Source organism: Luteipulveratus flavus (genome assembly GCF_029439465.1).
Taxonomy (GTDB): domain Bacteria; phylum Actinomycetota; class Actinomycetes; order Actinomycetales; family Dermatophilaceae; genus Luteipulveratus; species Luteipulveratus flavus.
The window spans coordinates 51307-69575 of the sequence record NZ_JAROAV010000033.1 but is presented as its reverse complement, the minus strand read 5'-3'; the positions used below and the strand labels follow the sequence as shown (position 1 = coordinate 69575).

Below are 18269 nucleotides of genomic sequence, written 5' to 3'. Positions count from 1 at the left end.
GTCGCGGTCTCACCATCGGCCTCCGAGGGCCTCGGCCGCGCGCAGCCCCGCCAGCGCCCCGTCCTCGTGGAAGCCCCAGCCGTGGTACGCCCCCGCGAACGCGACGCGCCGGTCGGACAGCTCGGGCAGGCGACGCTGGGCGGCGAGGGAGTCGGTCGTGTAGAGCGGGTGCTCGTAGGCCATCTCGGCGAGAACCGCTCGTTTGTCGACACGCCCGGAACCGTTGAGCGTCACCAGGACTCGCTGGCCGCCCGGCGTGGGAAGTCGCATGAGCCGGGTGAGGTCGTAGGTCACCAGGACCCCGGTCGTCGGGTCGGTCGGGATGCGGTAGTTCCACGACGCCCGTGCCCAGCGCCGGGTCGGAAGGACCGTGGCGTCGGTGTGCAGCTGAGCCTGGTTGACGGAGTAGGAGATCGCGCCCAGGACGGCGCGCTCGGTGGGGGTCGGGGTCCGGAGGAGGGCCAGCGCCTGGTGGGGATGCGTGGCCACGACGACGCCGTCGTACTCCTGGACGGTGCCGTCCGCTGCCGTGACCGAGGCCCCCGACGCAGCTCGCTCCACGCCGGTGACCGGGCAGCCGAGCCGTACGGTGTGCACCCCCGCGAGCACGCGGTCGACGTATGCCCGCGAGCCGCCGACGACCGTGCGCCAGGTGGGGGATCCGGTGACGCTGAGCATGCCGTGGTGGTCCAGGAACGTCAGCAGCGAGCGCGCGGGGTACTCCAGCGAGCGGTCCGGGTCGCAGGACCACACCGCGGCCACGAGCGGACGCACGAACCACTCGACGAACGCGTCGCTGAACCCCTGCGGCTCCAGCCAGTCGCCGAGGGAGACGTCCTCGGCTCCCGGTGACCGGTCGAGCAGGAGACGGGCCGAGCGGTGGAAGCGGCGGACGTCTCGCAGCATCCGCAGGTACGCCGGGCGGCCGACGGTGCGTGGGTCGGCGAGGATGCCGGACAGGCCGCGCCCTCCGGCGTACTGCACCCCGTCGGCGTCGTGCCGGACCGACATCGACATGTCGGTGTCCTGGGTCGCGACGTCCAGCTCGGCGAACAGCCGCAGCAGGGTCGGGTACGTCCGTTCGTTGTGGACGATGAAGCCGCTGTCGACGAAGAGGCGCTGCCCCTCGAGGGTGATCTCGTGGGTGTGCGCATGCCCGCCGGCGCGCTCGTCCGCCTCGTAGAGCGTGACGTCGTGGGTCCGGCCGAGCACGTGCGCGGCGACCAGCCCGGACACCCCGCTCCCGATCACAGCAGCACGGGGTCGTCCCGTCATCGAGTCTCCTGGGGGGTCGAAGGCCGGCATCGGGGGGAGTTCGGAGCGTCGCGACGTCCGGATGGGTCTGCGGGTCGCACCGGCTGAGACGATATCCGCGATGAGTGCGCGCGAAACGATGAACGGCCGCGTCGTCGCGGTCGTGGGACCGACGGCGACGGGCAAGTCCGACCTCGGCATCGCGCTGGCCGAACGGCTCGGCGGTGAGGTGGTCAACGCCGACGCCTCCCAGCTGTACCGCGGCATGGACATCGGGACGGCGAAGGTTCCGGCGGACCAGCGGCGCGGTGTGCCGCACCACCAGCTGGACGTGCTCGACGTCACGCAGGAGTCGACTGTCGCCGCGTACCAGGCAGGTTCGCGCCTCGACATCGAGGCGGTGCTCGCGCGGGGGCGGGTGCCGCTGGTCGTCGGCGGGTCGGGCCTGTACGTCCGCGCCGCCCTCGACGTGCTGGAGATCCCGCCCACCGACCCGGACGTCCGCGCCCGCTGGGAGGCCGCCCTGGAGGAGCGCGGTGCCCACGCGCTGCACCGCGAGCTGTCCGAGCGCGACCCGGAGGCGGCCCGGGGCATCCTGCCGGGCAACGGGCGCCGCACGGTCCGCGCGCTGGAGGTCATCGAGCTCACCGGACGACCGTTCAGCTCGACGATGCCGCGCCGCGAGTTCCTGCGTCCCACAGTGATGCTCGGGCTGCGGGCTCCACGGCACGAGCTGCACGAGCGCGTGGCCGTCCGCGTCGACCGCATGTGGGCGGACGGGCTGCTGGAGGAGGTCCGCGGACTCGAGCCGCTGGGCCTGCGCCGGGGACGGACGGCCAGCAGGGCGATCGGGTACGCCCAGGCGCTCGGTCAGCTGGACGGCGCCCTGCCGGAGCACGAGGCCAAGGAGCAGACCGTCCTTGCCACCCGTCGGCTGGTCCGACGCCAGGAGGCGTGGTTCCGCCCCGAGCCACGCGTCGTGTGGTTGCCCTACGACGCGCCGGACCTCCTCGACCGGGCCCTCGCCGCGATCGGCGCCCCGACGCCTCTGACACCATGACGCCGTGACCACCATCGCTTTCGTCAAGGGCCACGGCACCCGCAACGACTTCGTCCTCGTCCCGGATCTGGACGGGGAGCTGTCGCTGGGTGCCGAGGACGTCCGCTTCCTGTGCGACCGGCGGGGCGGCATCGGCGGGGACGGGACGATCCGCGTCGTTCGCGCGGGAGCCGTCGAGGACGCACCCGCCGGCACCGACCCCGGCCTGTGGTTCATGGACTACCGCAACGCCGACGGCTCGGTCGCCGAGATGTGCGGCAACGGCACCCGGGTGTTCGCCGAGTACCTGCGGGCGAACGGCCTGGTGGAGGAGTCGACCTTCGACATCGGGACGCGCGCGGGCGTCCGGCGGATCGAGGTCGTGCCCAGCGGCTACGCGGTCGATCTGGGCGGCTGGCAGCTCGTCGGCGGTGCAGCTGCCGTGGAGCGCGGGGGCGACGCCCTCGTCCAGGTCGCCGGGGCGCCCGCGCCGATGCCCGGGCTGAGCCTGGACCTCGGCAACCCGCACACCGTCGTGGTCGTTCCTCCGGAGGTCGGCCTGGACGAGCTGGACCTCACCCGCGCGCCCCTGGTCGAGCCGCTTCCCGGGGAGGGCACCAACGTCGAGCTGGTCCGCGCCGTCGGTCCCGGGCACATCGCGATGCGGGTCCACGAGCGCGGCGTGGGCGAGACGGAGTCGTGCGGCACCGGCGCGGCGGCGGCCGCGCTGGCCATCTGGTGCTGGGCCGGGCGGCCGGCGGACCAGCTCGACTGGCTGGTCGACGTGCCCGGTGGCCGGCTGGGCGTCCACATCGGCGACCGGACGGTCGCGCTGTCCGGGCCCGCCGAGCTCGTCGCGTCGGGCACCGTCGAGCTCCCTGCCTGACCGGACCCGGGCGGCCGGGCGCGTCGCGCTCAGGGGCGGCGGCGCACCTGGAGGATCCGGAAGCCCTTGACGCTGGTCAGTCGGGACACCTCGTACGCGTCGCCGAGCTCGTCGGCCAACCACCGCTGCAGCGAGTCCGAGCCGAGGTTGCGCTGCACCACGAGGTGAGCGACGCCGCCGGGCGCGAGGCGCGGCAACCACGTCCGCAGCAGCTCGTGCAGCACCGCCTTGCCGACCCGGATCGGGGGGTTGGACCAGATCAGGTCGTACGTCGTCGCCGACGGCACCTCGGCCGCGGTCGAGGCGTGAATGCCGTTGGCACCCAGCGCTTCTGCGTTCCTGCGCGTGAGATCCAGGGCGCGCTCGTTCACGTCGACGGCCCAGACCGTCGCGTCCGGTGAGCGCAGCGCGAGGGTGAGCGCGACCGGACCCCAGCCGCAGCCCAGGTCCAGGAAGGTTCCGGTCGGTGGCGGGGCGGGCGCGTGCTGCAGCAGGACGCTGGTGCCCTGGTCGATGCGGTCCGGCGAGAACACACCGCGGGCCACCTCGACGGTGCGAGAGCGCCCGGCGATCGGGACCGTGATGGTGCGTCGTTCGTCCGCACTCGCCGGTCGGGCGGTGAAGTAGTGGTCGTGCTGCTCCTCGGACATCGCGTCGCAGCGTATCCCGGCGGGACATTTGTCCCGCGCGACCGCGAATCGACGGCCCTGCCTCCGGCGCGCTCGTCTCCCTAGCGTCGACGCCATCGACGAGAGCGCACCAGAGCGCACGAGAGAGGCAGGACGTCATGAGGTCAGCGGGTGTGGTGGCGGTGGCCACCGGTGCGGGTGTCCTGGGATGGGCGGTCGAGCGTGGTCTCGACGTGCCGCTGCGGGTGGAGACGAGCGGCACCGTACGAGCCGTCGGTGTCGTGAGCGTCGTGCTCGCCGCACTGGTGTCGGGTGTTGCAGCGGTCGTCGCGCGAGCACTGCTGCTGCGGCGCCGTGGTGGGCGGCGCGCCTGGTGGCTGCTCTGCTGGGCGGCGCTCCTGCTGTCCCTGGTGCTGGGCCCCCTCGCCGGCACGACCACGGCCACCCAGGTCTCGCTGGCGGTCCTGCACGTCCTGGTCGGGGTCACCCTCATGGTGGGTCTTCGTCCCGGCACCGAGCGAACGGCCGACGGACCGACGCGCGAGCCGCGGCCTCCTGCGGACGGGTCGGCTGAGACGGCACGGACGACGCGGCGATGAGTAGCGTGACGCCCATGGATCCCGGCCGGCCGCCGACCGACGCCGTCGCGCGGGTCGTGCCACCGGCCCGGTTCACCGAGCGACGGGACGTCTCGGTGCTGCCGGCGCCGATGCTGCGCTGGGCACGCGACGGCGTCGGTCCGTGGCCGGTGCTGCCGTGGCTGGTCATCAGCGCCATCGCGCCGGTCTCGGACACGCTGGCGCGGCGCTCCGTCCTGGGCGCGCTGATCCTGCTGGTGCACGTCGCCGGGTTCTTCGTCACGGTGCTGCCCGCCGGCCGCGGCGAGTCCGTACGGCGCGTGGTCGGAGTTCCGGTCGTGGTCGCCCTCGCCGCCCTGACCGTCGCGGCGGCCGGGGCCTGGGGCGACGACTGGCGCACGCTGCTCGTCCTCGTCGCCATCGAGGCGGGCACCGGACTGGACGTCGGCACGGCACCGGTGCTGGTGGCCGCAGTGACCGCGGCCGCCGTGCTGTCCAGCGGGCTCGGCGGCGGTGACTGGGGAACGGCCTGGATCCTCGGGCTCAACTGCTTCCTCGCCGGGATCGCCGCCTACCTCGTCTACTGGCTCTTCACCGCCGTCCACGAGCTCTCCCGCACGCGGGAGGAGCTCGCCAGCGCCGCCGTGTCGCGCGAGCGGCTGCGCTTCGCGCGGGACCTGCACGACGTCCTCGGCCACACGCTGTCGATCGTCGTCGTGAAGGCGGAGGCCGTCCGACGGATCGCGCTGCGTGACCCCGAGGCCGCAGCCGCCCACGCGAGCGACATCGAGGCGATCGGACGGTCGGCGCTGGCGGAGGTCCGCGACACCGTGGGCGGGTACCGCCGCACGACCTGGCAGGAGGAGGTCACCTCGGCCCACGTCGCGCTCGCCGCCGCCGGCGTCGCGCTGGACGTGCGCGGCCACACCGACGACTTGGACCCGGCGGTGGCGGACGTCCTGGTCTGGGTCCTGCGCGAGGCCACCACCAACGTCGTCCGGCACGCGCAGGCCTCCCGGTGCAGCGTGGCGGTATGCCGTACGGACGACGCGGTCACGATGACCGTGGCGGACGACGGGCGCGGGTCCGCGGATGGCGATGGTCACGGTCTGACGGGCGCGCGCGAGCGGGCGTCCTCCGCGAGGGGGACCTTGCGAACGACCAGCGACTTCAACGGCTTTCGCGTCGAGGTGACGTTGCCCGCCGACCGGGCGGAGACGCGATGAGCGTGATCACCGTGCTGCTCGCCGAGGACCAGGCGATGATGCGGGGCGCGCTCAGCCTGCTGCTCGGTCTCGAGGAGGACATCGAGGTGGTCGCGGAGGTCGGCACCGGCGACCGCATCCTCCCCGCCGCGCTCCGACACCGGCCGAAGGTCGCGGTCCTGGACATCGAGCTCCCCGGACGCAACGGCCTCGACGCCGCGGCCGACCTCGCCGAGCAGCTGCCCGGGTGCAAGGTCGTGATCGTCACGACCTTCGGCCGGCCGGGCTACCTGCGGCAGGCGATGGAGGTCGGCGTCCGCGCCTTCCTGGTCAAGGACCGCCCGGTGGAGGAGCTCGCCGCCGCGATCCGGCGGGTGCACGCCGGCGAGGTGGTCATCGACCCCGAGCTCGCAGCGGCCGCGCTCCGAACCGGGGCGAACCCGCTCACCGAGCGCGAGCGGGACGTCCTCACCGCGGCGACCGACGGCCGTACGGTCGCCGACATCGCCGGAACGCTCCACCTGTCGGAGAGCACCGTGCGCAACTACCTGTCCGCCGCGATCGCCAAGACCGGCACCCGCAACCGCATCGAGGCCGCGCACGCAGCGCAGGAGCACGGCTGGCTGTGACGGGCACGATCCTGGCGCGACGTTCACCCGTCGGCCACGGCCGTCACCCTCGTTCGCAACCCGTGCCGACCAGGCTCACCGCATGGCACATCTGACGCGCAGGACGGTCCTCGGCGGTGCGCTCGCGAGCGCCGGCACCCTCGGTCTGAGCACCCGCCGGGCGGTCGCGGCGCCGCTCGTGGTCTCCGGGCGCCCGGCGCTCACCCACGGGGTGATGTCCGGCGACGTCACGACGAGCGGCGGCGTCGTGTGGGCCCGTACGGACCGGGTCGGCCGGCTGGTGGCGCAGGTGGGGTCCGGCCGCTCGCGGCGGGTGATCCGGGGGCCGTGGGCGACGCCGGACACCGACCACACCGCGAAGATCACGCTGCACGGGCTGCGACCCGGCGCCGAGTACGACGTGCGCCTCGCCTTCGAGGGGCAGGACGGTCACCTCGGCGAGGAGGGCGTCGCGCACCTGCGGACGGCGCCGTCCTCGGGTCGGCAGAGCTTCGTCTGGACCGGGGACACCGCCGGCCAGGGCTGGGGCATCAACCCCGACCTGGGCGGGATGGTCGGGTACCGCACGATGCACGCGCTGCGCCCGGACTTCTTCATCCACTCCGGCGACACGGTGTACGCGGACAACCCGATCAGTGCGTCCGTCACCGAACCCGACGGCCAGGTCTGGCGCAACGTCGTCATCCCCGAGGTGACCGAGGTCGCCCAGACACTCGGCCAGTTCCGCGGGCGCCACCGCTACAACATGATGGACGCCAACATCCGTGCGATGTACGCGGACGTGCCGGTCCTCGCGCAGTGGGACGACCACGAGACCCTCAACAACTGGTACCCCGGCGAGGTGCTGGACGACTCCCGCTACACCGAGCGCCGGGTCGACGTCCTCGCCGCCCGGGCCAAGCAGGCGTGGCGGGAGTGGCAGCCGATCGGCGACGACGACGCCCGCGGCCGGCGTACCTCCGACGGGCGCAACCGCATCTACCGGAAGGTGGCCCGCGGCCGCCACCTGGACGTCTTCTGCCTGGACATGCGCACCTTCAAGAGCCCGAACACCGCGGGCACCGAGCCCTACCGCACCGCCATCCTCGGCCGCGAGCAGACGGACTGGCTGATCCGGGAGCTGCGCCGCTCGCGGGCCACCTGGAAGGTCATCGCCGCCGACCTCCCGCTCGGGGTGATCGTCCCCGACGGACCGGTGGCGCAGGAGAGCGTCGCCAACCGCGACCCCGGCAAGCCCCTGGGCCGCGAGCTGGAGATCGCGCACCTGCTCCAGCAGATCAAGCGGCACGACGTCCGCAACGTCCTGTGGGTGACGGCCGACGTGCACTACACCGCCGCCCACCACTACGACCCCTCGCGCGCGGCGTTCACCGACTTCACGCCGTTCTGGGAGCTGGTCGCCGGACCGATCTCGGCCGGCGCGTTCTCCCCGGGCGTGATGGATGCGACGTTCGGCCCGCAGGTCGTCTTCGCCAAGGGCGCCGCGTACGCGAACCAGTCACCCCGGTCCGGGAGCGCCCACTTCTTCGGTCACGTCGCGATCGCGGAGGACGGTCTGCTGACCGCGGGACTGCGCGACATCACCGGTTCCGTGCTCTGGTCGAGGGACCTGCAGCCGGAGTGATCGACCCGACACCGATCCGTCGGTCGACTTCCCCGCGAACGGGTGGTGGCGACCGCTAGGGTGGTCGGCTGCCATCAGGGATCGAGACGAACGAGGTCGGAACGAACATGGGCGAACGCCGGGCAGCACGGTACGACGAGGACGATCGTCCGGCTCCCCGGCGGAGGTCGGCCACTGTCGGCCTCGTGGTGGCGGTGACGGCGGTCCTCGGCTCCGCGGCGGCGTACGTCCACTGGACCGGAGTACCCGGTGAGGAGCGGACCGCGGCCGAGTCCTCGAACGGGTCGGGCTTGCTGGGCCCGGCCATCCTCGGCTCGGGCGCCCAGTCGAGCTCGGCCGCCGCGACCGGCGCCACCCCGACCCCGACGACGGTGTCCTCGTCCGCCCTCACGGCGCCGACCATGCCAGCCGTCGAGCGGGCCAGGGCCGTGACGGCCTCCCGGTCGACCTCGTCGACCTCGACCTCGACGCGGCGGACCGCGAGCCCGACGTCCACGGCCTCACGCTCGTCGCAGACACCGAGTCCCAGCGCATCCAGGCCGCCGGCCCCGGCGCCGCGGTCCGACGCCGCCGGCGAGGTCGTACGACTCACGAACATCGAGCGGTCCAAGGTCGGCTGCCGCCCGCTGAAGGTCGACTCCGCGCTGACGCGGGCGGCGGACGACCACGCCTCCGACATGGTGCGCCGCCACTACTTCAGCCACACCGGCGCCGACGGCTCCAGCTTCTCCGACCGGACGAGCCGGGCGGGGTACGGAGGTTTCGCCACGGCCGAGAACATCGCGGCGGGCCAGCCGACCGCCGAGGCCGTGGTGCGGTCCTGGATGCAGAGCCCCGGTCACCGGATGAACATCGTCAACTGCGCGTACAACCGCATCGGCGTCGGCTACGACGCCGGGTCCGTGGGGAGCGGGTACGGCGGAGGGTCCTGGGTGCAGGACTTCGGCATCTCCTGACGCGGATCTCGACGCGTCGGGCGGCATAAACGGCTCGCCGGCCACGTTCTCTCATGAAACTCTAGGGAGAACATGACTGCACGAGACGATCTGCTGAGTTCCCGGGCCGAGGCACTGTCCGAGGCCGACGACCTCGACCCCCGCTACGACGAGTCGGGCTTCGCGCTCGACGACTACGACGGCGAGCAGCTGGAGCGCGCCGACCGCGCGGCCCTGCGTCGCGTCGAGGGCCTCTCGACCGAGCTCGAGGACATCACCGAGGTCGAGTACCGCCAGCTGCGCCTCGAGCGCGTGGTCCTGGCCGGCGTCTGGTCCGAGGGGACCGCCGAGGACGCCGAGAACTCCCTGCGTGAGCTGTCCGCGCTGGCCGAGACCGCCGGATCGACGGTGCTCGCCGGCGTCCTGCAGCGCCGCAGCCGCCCCGATCCCGGGACGTGGTTGGGCGCCGGCAAGGCGCAGGAGCTGCGCGACGTCGTGCTCTCCGAGGGTGCCGACACGGTCATCGCCGACACCGAGCTGGCGCCGAGCCAGCGACGTGCGCTCGAGGACGTCGTCAAGGTCAAGGTCATCGACCGCACGGCGCTGATCCTGGACATCTTCGCCCAGCACGCCAAGTCCAAGGAGGGCAAGGCGCAGGTCGAGCTGGCCCAGCTGAGCTACCTCCTGCCGCGCCTGCGTGGCTGGGGTGAGTCGATGTCCCGGCAGGCCGGTGGTCAGGCCGCGGGCGGTCAGGGCATGGGCTCACGTGGTCCGGGTGAGACCAAGATCGAGCTCGACCGGCGCCGGATCAACAGCCGGATGGCCAAGCTGCGCAAGGAGATCGCGCAGATGAAGACCTCGCGCGACACCAAGCGGCACAGCCGCAAGGTGCACCACGTGCCGAGTGTCGCGATCGCGGGCTACACCAACGCGGGCAAGTCCTCGCTGCTCAACCGGCTCACCGGCGCCGGCGTCCTGGTGCAGAACCAGCTGTTCGCGACCCTGGACCCCACGGTCCGCCGGTCGCAGACCGACGACGGCCGGGTCTACACCCTGGCCGACACGGTGGGCTTCGTCGCCAACCTCCCGCACCAGCTCGTCGAGGCGTTCCGCTCGACGCTGGAGGAGGTGTCCGATGCCGACCTCGTGCTGCACGTCGTCGACGGCAGCCACCCCGACCCGGAGGGCCAGATCAGCGCGGTCCGCGAGGTGCTCGCCGAGGTCGGCGGTGACCAGGTCAAGGAGGTCATCGTCGTCAACAAGGCGGACCTCGCCGAGCAGCACGTCATCGACCGGCTGCTGAGGTCGGAGAAGCACAGCATCGCGGTCTCGGCCCGCACCGGCGCCGGGATCCGGGAGCTGCGCGACCTCGTCGCGGCCGAGCTCCCGCGCCCGGACATCCGGGTGGAGGTGCTGCTGCCGTACGACCGGGGCGACCTGCTCAGCCGGCTGCACGACGAGGGCGAGGTGCTGAGCACGGAGCACGAGGGCGAGGGCACCCGGGTCCACGCCAAGGTGATGCCGACCCTGCAGTCCGAGCTCGCCGCGTACGTCGTGTGACAGCGCCCCGGTCGCGCCCCCAGGGACGACCGGAGCGCTGCCTGCTCCGTGGAGTCGGTCAGCTCGTGTGCATCACACTGTCCGGCTCGATGTACTTGACGTGGTTGGCGTAGCGGTAGGTCGTGATGACGGTCCGGGCCGAGCCCTCCACCACCACGCCGCCGATGCCCAGGTGCCACTGGACGACCGACAGGCCCGCCTGCTGACCGAGGCGGCCGAGCTGCACCTCGGTGCGGGCGACCTCGTAGTCGGACATGCCGTCGGTGTCGATGACGACGATCCAGCGCTCGTAGGAGATGGTCTGGGTGTGCGTCGCGGCGGCGGCCACCGGGTGGTCGGTGGCCGCCGAGGCGGCGCCCGCCGGGACGAGGAACGCGACCGCGGACACGAGCGCGGCGAGGAGCGTGCGGAACGAAGGCATGCGGAACTTCCCCCTGCTGATGAATGTGGTGCGCGCCGGTCCGGCGGCACGCCAGCATCGCTCACGCGGTACGTTGCCGGTCGGCGACAACGAGCCGCATTCACTGTGAACGCGCTGGCAACACGGACAGTAGGGCCTGCCCGATCCCCGTGTCCAGACCGGGCCGACGGGCAGTCGCGCCGTCCACAGCGGAGCCGTTGCCGAGGTCGCTCCGGCGGGCCGCCTCTAGGCTGAGGCAATGCCCTCTGCTCCCACTCTCGATTCACTCCTGCACTCCGCGGTCACCGGCGTCGGCGGCTCCGAGCGCCCCGGTCAGACGGCGATGGCGCAGGCGGTCGAGGCGGCGGTCGAGTCGGGCGAGCACCTGCTGGTCCAGGCGGGTACCGGCACCGGTAAGTCACTCGCGTATCTCGTCCCCGCCGTCCGGCACGCGTTCGAGGTGGGGAAGCCGGCGGTCGTCGCGACCGCGACGCTGGCGCTCCAGGCGCAGGTGATCGACCGCGACATGCCGCGGCTCGCCGACGCGCTCACCGAGCAGCTGGGCCGGCGCCCTCGCTACGCCCTGGTGAAGGGCCGGCGCAACTACCTGTGCAAGAACAAGCTCTCCGGCGGCTACCCCGACGACGAGGAGGAGGGGTTGCTCGGCATCGGCGAGGTCGACAAGGCGGCCGGGCGCCTGGGGCAGGAGATCCTCCGGCTGCGCGAGTGGGGCGAGGAGACCGAGTCCGGCGACCGGGACGAGCTGGTGCCCGGCGTGTCCGAGCGCGCCTGGCGGCAGGTGTCGGTCTCGGCGCAGGAGTGTCTCGGTCAGCGTTGTCCGATGGTGGGGGAGTGCTTCGTCGAGCTGGCACGCGCGGCGGCCAAGGACGTCGACGTCGTCGTCACCAACCACTCCTTCATGGCGATCGACTCCTTCGAGGGTCGCCAGATGCTGCCGGAGCACGACCTCCTGGTCATCGACGAGGCGCACGAGCTCGTCGACCGCGTGACCTCGACGATCACCGACGAGATCACGCCCGGCATGATCAGCGCGGCCGCGAAAAGAGTTGGCAGGCTTGGCGACACGGCCACGCTGGTCGACGCCGGGGACTTCCTCGGGCAGATCCTGGAGGGCGTCGCCGAGGGCCGTCTCACCGGCCTGCCGGACAACCTCGCGCTCGCGCTCTCGCGGGTGCGCGACGCCGCCCGTGACGTGCAGTCGCAGATCAAGCCGTCGAGCCCGGCCGAGAACGACGGCGCCCGTCAGATGGCGCGCGCGGCGGTCGACGAGGTGTTCGACAACGCCGAGCGGGTCCTGGAGGACCGTGAGCTGGACGTCGTGTGGGTCTCCTCGGACCCTCGGCGCGGTCAGGTGCTCCGGGTGGCCCCGATGAGCGTCGCGATGCTCCTGCGGGACAAGATCTTCGGCGAGCGCTCGGTCGTCATGACCTCGGCCACCCTGGAGCTCGGTGGCTCCTTCGACGCGATCGCCGGTCAGCTCGGGCTCCGCGGCGAGGGCGGCCCCCGCTGGAACGGCCTGGACGTCGGGTCGCCGTTCGACTACCCGAGCCAGGCGATCGCCTACGTCGCCCAGCACCTGCCCGCGCCGGGCAGAGACGGTACGTCGCCGGCCGCGCTCGACGAGATCGAGGCGCTCGTGCGGGCCGCCGGCGGTCGCACCCTGGGGCTGTTCTCCTCCACGCGCTCCGCGAAGGCTGCGGCCGAGGAGATGCGGCGTCGCTTCGGTGCGGACATCCCCGTGCTGTGCCAGGGCGACGACCAGACGGCAACGCTGGTACGGCAGTTCGCCGGCGACGCCCGGACATGCCTGTTCGGGACGATGTCGCTGTGGCAGGGGGTCGACGTCCCCGGGTCGGCGTGCCAGCTGGTCATCATCGACCGCATCCCGTTCCCTCGACCGGACGACCCGCTGGCCTCGGCCCGGTCGCAGGCGATCGCCCGGATGGGTGGCAACGGCTTCATGGCCGTGTCGGCGACGCACGCCGCGCTGCGCCTCGCCCAGGGAGCGGGCCGGCTGGTCCGACGCTCGGACGACCGCGGCGTCGTCGCGTTCCTGGACTCGCGGATGATCACCGCGCGGTACGCCGGGTTCCTGCAGCGCTCGCTCCCGCCGTTCTGGCCCACCAGCGATCGCGCCCTGGTGCTCCAGGCGCTCAAGCGGCTGGACGAGACCGCGCCGCCGGTGCTGCCTGTCGCCACGCCCGCGCTGCGCGGCGTGACGGGTGCCCGGGACGACGCGCGGATGGCGCCGGCGCCCGAGCCGGCCGCCACGACACCGAAGGCACCGGCGCCCGAGCCGGAGCCGGAGCCGGAGCCGGAGCCCGTGATGCTCGAGGTCGCGCCGGAGCCTGCGTCGACAGCACCTCCTGTCGAGCCCGACGCGGCGCATGCCGGGTGGAGCGCCGAGGACGACGAGGAGCTGAGGGACGCCGCCGACATGGGCCTGACCGCAGGAGAGCTGGCCGATCACCTCGACCGTCCGCAGGACGAGGTCGCCGGACGCGCCGCGCAGCTCGGTCTCGTCCTCGAGGCCGACCCGGCCTGAGCGCGCGTCGCCCCCGAGCGCCGCTCCCTACGGCGCCGGGGCGGCGGCCGAGGGTCCGTCGAGCTGCTGCCCGACGTACCCGGTCAGCAGGTTCATGCACCGGTCGAACTCCGCGGCGAGGTCGACCCCCGTGCGGTGCGCGAGGACGGCGACCGAGTAGAGGCAGTCCGCCAGCTCGTGTCCCAGCTGCTCCCGCACGTCGTCCGCGTCGCGGGTGCCGGAGTGCGCCATCACGAGCTTGGCGAGGTCGCCGACGTCGCCCACGAACCCGAGCATGTAGTCGTCGGTCGTCCAGGTCCGGCCGCGCTGCTGCTCGTTGAGCCGGTCGTAGAGCGCCGCGACGTCGGTCGCGCGCCGGGTCACCTCGGAGAGATCCATCCGCCGATTGTGGCCCCGCCCGACCGGACGGATGCCGGTGGCCGACCCGGGCACGTCGGTGGCGGCTGGCACTCTTGGTCCGTGAGCGTCCCCTCGTACGTCCTGATCTCCGGCCCCGAGCAGGTCATCGCCGAGCGCGCGCTGGCGAGCACGCTCGAGGCGATCCGCGAGGAGGAGCCCGACGTCGAGGTCGTCCGCCTCGAGGGGAGCCTGTACGAGCCGGGCTCGCTGCACGTCCACACCAGCCCCAGCCTGTTCGGAGGTCGCAAGGCCGTCGTGGTCCGCGACCTGGACGAGGGCAACGACGCGCTGATCGAGGACCTGGTCGCGATCGTGGCGCAGGGCAGCGACGCGGTGCTGGTGGTGACCCACAAGTCCGGTACCCGTGGCAAGAAGGCGCTGGACGCCCTGAAGAAGGCCAAGGTCCGGATCATCGAGGCGCCCGCGATCAAGTCCGACCGCGACAAGACCGCGTTCGTCACGAACGAGTTCCGCAGCAAGGGTCGCAAGGTCGCACCCGAGGCGGTGCGCGCCCTGCTGGAGGCGGTCGGCAAGGACCTGCGCGAGCTCGCGCAGGCCTGCCAGCAGCTCGTCGACGACACGACGGGCGTGATCGACGCGGCGACGGTGGAGCGGTACCACGGCGGCAAGGTCGAGGCGACCGGCTTCCGGGTCGCCGACGCGGCGGTGGCCGGTGAGGCCGCGGAGGCCCTACGGCTGCTGCGGCACGCCCTGGCGACCGGGCTGGACCCGGTGCCGATCGTCGCCGTCCTCGCCTCCCAGCTGCGTCAGGTGGCGCGCGTCGCCTCCGCAGGTCGCGGTCGTTCCGCGGACCTGGCCAAGCAGCTGGGCATGGCGCCCTGGCAGGTCGACCGCGCGCGCGCCGCGGCCCGCGGCTGGGACGGCGACCGGCTCGGCCGTGCCATCCAGGCGGTCGCGGCCGCCGACTTCGACGTCAAGGGCGGCGGCCGCGACCCGGTGTACGCCGTCGAGCGAGCCGTCCTGGAGATCACCCGCCAGCGGGCAGGAGGCGCGACATAGCGCGGTTCCCGCGTTTTGGTCGCGACGTGCTGCACTGGTAGATTTCTCCCTTGCGTGCGCGCTCTGGTCGTGCGCGCACGACAGCACCACCTCAGCGCGGTTCAACGCCGGGTGTCCCCACGCCCCATCCCGAGCCGCGTCTGTCGCCCTCATGACAGATCAGCTCCGACCAAGAGAGAGTTTTCGTGGCAAACATCAAGTCGCAGATGAAGCGGATCAAGACCAACGCTGCGCGTACCGAGCGCAACAAGGCGCACAAGTCCGAGCTGCGTACCTGGGTCCGCAAGTTCCGCGAGGCTGCCGCCTCCGGTGACAAGTCCGCCGCCGAGACGGCTCTGCGCGACGCCTCGCGCAAGCTGGACAAGGCCGTCACCAAGGGCGTCATCCACAAGAACCAGGCCGCCAACAAGAAGGCGGCGATGGCCAAGAAGTTCTCGAGCCTGTGAGCCTCGAGCACTGACACCGACGACGGCCGCCGCCCGCGAGGGCGGCGGCCGTCTTCGTCCCCGCGGCCTGCCGTCCACGGTGCGATATCATCCTCGCCATGCAGCGACTGCTCCTTCTTAGCCGGCCGCGTTGACCCACACGGACCTCAACGCGGCTGACCCCTCCTGAGTGAGGGGTTTCTTTGTGTTCGCGAGTCCGCGCCCCGACCGCCACACGAGCTCGATCCGAGGAAGACATGACTGAGCAGGAGCACCCCCACCGCTACACGGCCGCGCTGGCCGGGGAGATCGAGCGGCGCTGGCAGGACCGCTGGGAGGAGGAGCGCACGTTCGAGGCGCCCAACCCCGCGGGTCCGTGGGCCGAGCCCAACAAGGTCGGCGGCCGCCCGAAGTTCATGGTGCAGGACATGTTCCCCTACCCCAGCGGGGCGGGTCTGCACGTCGGTCACCCGCTGCCCTTCGTCGCTACCGACGTCTACGCGCGGTTCCAGCGCACCCAGGGCAAGAACGTCCTCTACACCCAGGGCTTCGACGCGTTCGGGCTGCCGGCCGAGCAGCACGCGGTGCAGACCGGCCAGCACCCGCGCAAGACGACCGAGGACAACATCGTCACCTTCACCCGGCAGCTGCGGCAGCTGGGGCTGTCGTACGACCGTCGTCGCCGGGTCGCGACGATCGACCCGGAGTTCTACCGCTGGACCCAGTGGATCTTCCTGCAGATCTACAACGCCTGGTACGACGAGCAGGCCGGTCGCGCCCGGCCGATCGACGACCTGGTCGCGGCGTACGAGGCGGGCAGCGTCCGCACGCCGGACGGGCGCCCCTGGGCCGACCTGTCCGACGCCGAGCGTCGTGAGGCGGTCGACAGCCGGCGGCTGGCGTACAAGAAGAAGGTCCCGGTCAACTGGGCCCCGGGTCTGGGCACGGTGGTGGCCAACGAGGAGGTCACCAACGAAGGCCTGACCGAGCGCGGCGACATGCCCGTCTTCCAGCGCAACCTGTCGCAGTGGATGATGCGCATCACCGCCTACGCCGACCGGCTGACCGACGACCTGGACCGCGTGGAGTGGACCGAGTCGATCAAGCAGATGCAGCGCAACTGGATCGGTCGCTCGCACGGTGCGGCGATCACGTTCCCGGTGCAGGGCTCGCAGCCGGGCGTCGAGGTCTTCACCACGCGCCCGGACACGATCTTCGGCGCGACCTTCATGGTGCTGGCGCCGGAGCACCCGCTGGTCGCCTCGCTGGTCCCGGACGCCTGGCCCGAGGGCACCAAGGACGCCTGGACCGATGGTGCCGCCGACCCGCGCACCGCGGTGACCGCGTACCAGCGTGCGGCCATGCGCAAGAGCGACCTGGAGCGGCAGACCGACGACAAGGCGAAGACGGGTGTCTTCACCGGTGCGTTCGCAACGAATCCCGTTTCGGGACAGCCGGTTCCGGTCTTCATCGCCGACTACGTGATGATGGGTTACGGCACGGGCGCCATCATGGCCGTGCCGGCGGAGGACCCGCGTGACTGGGACTTCGCCAAGAAGTACGACCTGCCGTACGTCCGGACCGTTCAGCCGCACGAGGGCCACGACGAGGACGCCGCCTACACCGGCGTCGGTCCGATGATCAACTCCTCCAACGAGCGGATCAGCCTGGACGGCAAGGACATCGAGGACGCCAAGGACGCCGTCATCGCCCTGCTGGAGCAGGACGGCACCGGCCACGGCACCATCACCTACAAGCTGCGCGACTGGCTGTTCAGCCGGCAGCGGTACTGGGGCGAGCCGTTCCCGATCGTGTACGACGAGGACGGCGTCGCTCACCCGCTGCCCGCGTCGATGCTTCCGGTGGAGCTGCCCGACGTGGCGGACTACTCGCCGAAGACGTACGAGCCGGACGACGCGGACTCCATGCCGGAGTCACCGCTGTCCCGGGCCGAGGAGTGGGTCGAGGTCGAGCTGGACCTGGGCGACGGTCCGCGCAAGTACCGTCGCGAGACCGACACCATGCCCAACTGGGCGGGCTCCTGCTGGTACGAGCTGCGCTACACCGATCCCGCCAACACCGAGCGCTTCGTCGACCCCGAGGTCGAGAAGTACTGGATGGGCAAGCAGCAGGGTGGCGGCGAGGGGATCGCCGACGACCCGGGCGGCGTGGACCTGTACGTCGGCGGGCCCGAGCACGCCGTGCTGCACCTGCTGTACGCGCGCTTCTGGCACAAGGTCCTGTACGACCTGGGCCACGTCTCGTCCGAGGAGCCGTTCCGGCGGCTGTTCATCCACGGGTACGTCCAGGCTTACGCCTACCGTGACCACCGCGGCCAGCCGGTGCCGGCCGCCGAGGTGGTCGAGCACGGGGAGGGCCAGGAGGCGACGTACACCTGGAACGGCCAGGCGGTCACGCGCGAGCACGGGAAGATGGGCAAGTCGCTGAAGAACGTCGTGACTCCCGACGAGATGGCCGCGGAGTACGGCGCCGACACCTTCCGGGTGTACGAGATGTCGATGGGGCCGGTCGACCAGTCGCGCCCGTGGGAGACGCGGGCGATCGTCGGGTCGCAGCGCTTCCTGCAGCGGCTGTGGCGCAACGTCGTGGACGAGGACTCCGGTGAGGTCCGGGTCGTGGAGGACGCTGCGGACGAGGCGCTGAACCGCCTGCTGCACAAGACGATCGACGGCGTGCAGAGGGACTACGAGAGCCTGCACTTCAACACCGCCGCCGCCAAGCTGATCGAGCTGAACAACGCGGTTGTGAAGGCCGGCGTCGCGCCCCGGGCCGTGATGGAGGCCATGGTGCAGATGGTGGCTCCGCTCGCTCCCCACCTGGCCGAGGAGCTGTGGGAGCGGCTGGGCCACGACGGGACGCTGGCCTTCGAGCCGTTCCCGCAGGCCGACCCCGGTCTGCTGGTGGACGACCTGGTCACGTGCGTCGTGCAGATCCAGGGCAAGGTGCGCGACCGTCTGCAGGTGGCGCCGGACATCAGCGACGCCGACCTGGAGGCGCTGGCCCGCCAGAGCGAGAAGGTGCTGGAATCGTTGGGGGACAAGCAGATCCGCAAGGTGATCGTGCGCGCCCCCAAGCTGGTCAACATCGTCGCGGGATGAC

16 protein-coding genes are annotated in these 18269 nt (G+C 72.2%); 12 read left to right on the top strand and 4 right to left on the bottom strand.

Translation table 11 applies throughout. The features are described from left to right. Positions 1–9: 9 nt before the first annotated feature. The gene (locus tag P4R38_RS13515) at positions 10–1275 is read right to left on the bottom strand and encodes an NAD(P)/FAD-dependent oxidoreductase (protein WP_277192588.1); all 1266 of its coding nucleotides are present in this window, start codon (positions 1273–1275) and stop codon (positions 10–12) included. Positions 1276–1375: 100 nt separating this feature from the next. Between P4R38_RS13515 and miaA the strand changes: the two genes are divergently transcribed. Beyond that, entirely contained in the window at positions 1376–2314 is a 939-nt protein-coding gene (gene miaA, locus P4R38_RS13510; protein WP_277192587.1) for a tRNA (adenosine(37)-N6)-dimethylallyltransferase MiaA, read from the top strand. 4 nt (positions 2315–2318) lie between these two features. Further along, the gene (dapF, locus tag P4R38_RS13505) at positions 2319–3179 is read left to right on the top strand and encodes a diaminopimelate epimerase (protein WP_277192586.1); all 861 of its coding nucleotides are present in this window, start codon (positions 2319–2321) and stop codon (positions 3177–3179) included. A gap of 29 nt (positions 3180–3208) precedes the next feature. Here dapF and P4R38_RS13500 read toward each other — a convergent pair whose 3' ends face one another. After that, complete coding sequence (locus tag P4R38_RS13500) at positions 3209–3829, bottom strand: class I SAM-dependent methyltransferase (protein WP_277192585.1); 621 nt, start codon at positions 3827–3829, stop codon at positions 3209–3211. A 137-nt stretch (positions 3830–3966) separates the two neighbouring features. On the opposite strand from P4R38_RS13500, the gene P4R38_RS13495 reads away from it, so the two are divergent. The 6 genes from P4R38_RS13495 to hflX all read left to right on the top strand — a co-directional run bounded on the left by P4R38_RS13495 (position 3967) and on the right by hflX (position 10339). Then, a complete protein-coding gene (locus P4R38_RS13495) occupies positions 3967–4407 on the top strand; it encodes a DUF6069 family protein (RefSeq protein WP_277192584.1) in 441 nt (146 codons plus the stop codon). A 14-nt stretch (positions 4408–4421) separates the two neighbouring features. Further along, the gene (locus P4R38_RS13490) at positions 4422–5612 is read left to right on the top strand and encodes a sensor histidine kinase (RefSeq protein WP_277192583.1); all 1191 of its coding nucleotides are present in this window, start codon (positions 4422–4424) and stop codon (positions 5610–5612) included. Beyond that, positions 5609–6220, top strand: a complete 612-nt coding sequence (locus tag P4R38_RS13485) for a response regulator transcription factor (RefSeq protein ID WP_277192582.1) — start codon at positions 5609–5611, stop codon at positions 6218–6220. The genes P4R38_RS13490 and P4R38_RS13485 overlap by 4 nt, the downstream gene beginning before the upstream one ends. An 82-nt stretch (positions 6221–6302) precedes the next feature. Then, the gene (locus P4R38_RS13480; RefSeq protein ID WP_277192580.1) at positions 6303–7844 is read left to right on the top strand and encodes an alkaline phosphatase D family protein; all 1542 of its coding nucleotides are present in this window, start codon (positions 6303–6305) and stop codon (positions 7842–7844) included. A 185-nt stretch (positions 7845–8029) separates the two neighbouring features. Next, positions 8030–8800, top strand: coding sequence for a CAP domain-containing protein (locus tag P4R38_RS13475; protein WP_277192579.1), 771 nt, complete (start codon positions 8030–8032; stop codon positions 8798–8800). Positions 8801–8872: 72 nt separating this feature from the next. Next, positions 8873–10339, top strand: coding sequence for a GTPase HflX (gene hflX, locus P4R38_RS13470; protein WP_277192578.1), 1467 nt, complete (start codon positions 8873–8875; stop codon positions 10337–10339). Between the two features lie 58 nt (positions 10340–10397). Here hflX and P4R38_RS13465 read toward each other — a convergent pair whose 3' ends face one another. After that, a complete protein-coding gene (locus P4R38_RS13465; RefSeq protein WP_277192576.1) occupies positions 10398–10760 on the bottom strand; it encodes a hypothetical protein in 363 nt (120 codons plus the stop codon). A gap of 238 nt (positions 10761–10998) precedes the next feature. Between P4R38_RS13465 and P4R38_RS13460 the strand changes: the two genes are divergently transcribed. Further along, positions 10999–13305 carry an ATP-dependent DNA helicase gene (locus P4R38_RS13460; RefSeq protein WP_277192575.1) on the top strand — a complete coding sequence of 769 codons (2307 nt, stop codon included), beginning with the start codon at positions 10999–11001 and terminating at the stop codon, positions 13303–13305. A gap of 27 nt (positions 13306–13332) precedes the next feature. On the opposite strand, the gene P4R38_RS13455 is transcribed toward P4R38_RS13460, so the two are convergent. Next, positions 13333–13683 (bottom strand): nucleoside triphosphate pyrophosphohydrolase family protein, encoded by a 351-nt coding sequence (locus P4R38_RS13455; protein ID WP_277192574.1) that lies wholly within the window; start codon positions 13681–13683, stop codon positions 13333–13335. An 81-nt stretch (positions 13684–13764) separates the two neighbouring features. On the opposite strand from P4R38_RS13455, the gene holA reads away from it, so the two are divergent. From holA to leuS, 3 genes are all read left to right on the top strand, one after another. Continuing rightward, positions 13765–14724: a DNA polymerase III subunit delta gene (holA, locus tag P4R38_RS13450; RefSeq protein WP_275238709.1), complete on the top strand. Its 960-nt coding sequence runs from the start codon at positions 13765–13767 to the stop codon at positions 14722–14724. 185 nt (positions 14725–14909) lie between these two features. Further along, positions 14910–15170 carry a 30S ribosomal protein S20 gene (gene rpsT, locus P4R38_RS13445; protein ID WP_275238708.1) on the top strand — a complete coding sequence of 87 codons (261 nt, stop codon included), beginning with the start codon at positions 14910–14912 and terminating at the stop codon, positions 15168–15170. Positions 15171–15406: 236 nt separating this feature from the next. After that, on the top strand, positions 15407–18268 hold the full coding sequence (gene leuS, locus P4R38_RS13440) for a leucine--tRNA ligase (RefSeq protein ID WP_277192571.1): 2862 nt from the start codon (positions 15407–15409) through the stop codon (positions 18266–18268). Position 18269: the final 1 nt, after the last annotated feature.

Coding starts and splice junctions, on each gene's coding strand:
- P4R38_RS13495 (WP_277192584.1), top strand. CDS start 3,967: ATGAGGTCAGCGGGTGTGGTGGCGGTGGCCACCGGTGCGGGTGTCCTG.
- P4R38_RS13455 (WP_277192574.1), bottom strand. CDS start 13,683: ATGGATCTCTCCGAGGTGACCCGGCGCGCGACCGACGTCGCGGCGCTC.
- P4R38_RS13480 (WP_277192580.1), top strand. CDS start 6,303: ATGGCACATCTGACGCGCAGGACGGTCCTCGGCGGTGCGCTCGCGAGC.
- P4R38_RS13465 (WP_277192576.1), bottom strand. CDS start 10,760: ATGCCTTCGTTCCGCACGCTCCTCGCCGCGCTCGTGTCCGCGGTCGCG.
- leuS (WP_277192571.1), top strand. CDS start 15,407: ATGACTGAGCAGGAGCACCCCCACCGCTACACGGCCGCGCTGGCCGGG.
- hflX (WP_277192578.1), top strand. CDS start 8,873: ATGACTGCACGAGACGATCTGCTGAGTTCCCGGGCCGAGGCACTGTCC.
- P4R38_RS13485 (WP_277192582.1), top strand. CDS start 5,609: ATGAGCGTGATCACCGTGCTGCTCGCCGAGGACCAGGCGATGATGCGG.
- P4R38_RS13490 (WP_277192583.1), top strand. CDS start 4,422: ATGGATCCCGGCCGGCCGCCGACCGACGCCGTCGCGCGGGTCGTGCCA.
- miaA (WP_277192587.1), top strand. CDS start 1,376: ATGAGTGCGCGCGAAACGATGAACGGCCGCGTCGTCGCGGTCGTGGGA.
- P4R38_RS13460 (WP_277192575.1), top strand. CDS start 10,999: ATGCCCTCTGCTCCCACTCTCGATTCACTCCTGCACTCCGCGGTCACC.
- P4R38_RS13515 (WP_277192588.1), bottom strand. CDS start 1,275: ATGACGGGACGACCCCGTGCTGCTGTGATCGGGAGCGGGGTGTCCGGG.
- P4R38_RS13500 (WP_277192585.1), bottom strand. CDS start 3,829: ATGTCCGAGGAGCAGCACGACCACTACTTCACCGCCCGACCGGCGAGT.